2 protein-coding genes are annotated in these 1,067 nt (G+C 66.2%); both read right to left on the bottom strand.

The annotated features are described in order from the left end of the window. Positions 1-837 (bottom strand): UDP-N-acetylglucosamine 2-epimerase (gene neuC, locus ACMO6A_RS00330; RefSeq protein WP_418470632.1); only part of this gene is annotated, 837 nt, incomplete at its 3' end. A gap of 66 nt (positions 838-903) precedes the next feature. Further along, positions 904-1,059, bottom strand: a complete 156-nt coding sequence (locus tag ACMO6A_RS00335; protein ID WP_418470633.1) for an SAF domain-containing protein — start codon at positions 1,057-1,059, stop codon at positions 904-906. Positions 1,060-1,067: the final 8 nt, after the last annotated feature.

The following is a 1,067-nucleotide window of genomic DNA, read 5'->3' on the forward strand; positions in this document are numbered from 1 at the left end:
CCGCAGTACGCCCATGCTGGTAAAGGCGACATACTGTCCGGGGCGCGCCGCGCACACCGCGTCGATCCGCGCGTTGATGTCGGCGCCGCCCGCATCCGCGTTGGCTTTGGTAAATACGGCGGCCAGCCCGCAGCGCTCCAGCGCGGCGCACAATGCGTCGAACTGCGCCGCCGGGGACGCGCCGCCCGCTGTTTCGGGGTGGTAGGTCACCAGCGCATACGGGCGATCCAGCCCGAAGCCGATGCTTTCGGCCAGCGCCGCGCGGGACAAAAGCGGCAGGCTGCGCAGGTTCTCGTCCCCCAGGCCGCCCACATTCTCCACCGCGGCCGGGTCCTCCCCCATGCGGATGAGCCTCCGGGCGTAAACTTCACAGGACGGAAAGTGCAGGGACGCCATCTTCGTCAGGCAGTGGCGGAACCAGTCGTCCGCCGCACCCGCCGTCACGTCACCGCCGCTGATGTGCGCCAGCGGGATCTCCAGCAGCGCGGCCGCCGCGCCCGCGGCAAATATCTCATACCGGTCCCCCAGCACAAGCACCGCGTCGGGACGGTTTTGGCTGAAATAATCGGTAAAGCGCTCCATCGTATAGCTGACGGTGCGCGCAGTAGCCAGCGGAGAGCCGGTGCCGAACTTCAGGATGGGGATGCGCGCCGCGATGGGCATGCCGTCGGCTTCGATCTCGCTGACGGTGTTGCCGAACTCCGGCGCAAGATGCGCGCCCGTCACCACAAGGCGCGGCTCGATGACGTCGCTTTGCAGCAGCTTTTGCAGCACAGGCCGAAGAAGGCCGTATTCGGCGCGCGTGCCGGTGACGACGCACAGGCTTTTTTTCGTCATCTGAATCCCTCCCGGTTTATGAAATAAAAGCTTCCGCGCCTCGTCGGCGGAGTCCTCTCTTTTCGCTCACAGCTCGATCTTCTCGTCCTCGCTGAACGCGCGTTTGGCCGTTTGGCCCAGAACCTCGTGCCAGCGCATGGGCGAAACGCCGTCTCCCGGACGCTTGGTGGTGAGGTTTTCCTCCGTGAACGCCTCACCCGCGGCAATGGCGCGCCGGGCCACGATGCTCT

The sequence above is a fragment of the Eggerthella sp. genome (assembly GCF_048329335.1).
Classification (GTDB): domain Bacteria; phylum Actinomycetota; class Coriobacteriia; order Coriobacteriales; family Eggerthellaceae; genus Eggerthella; species Eggerthella lenta.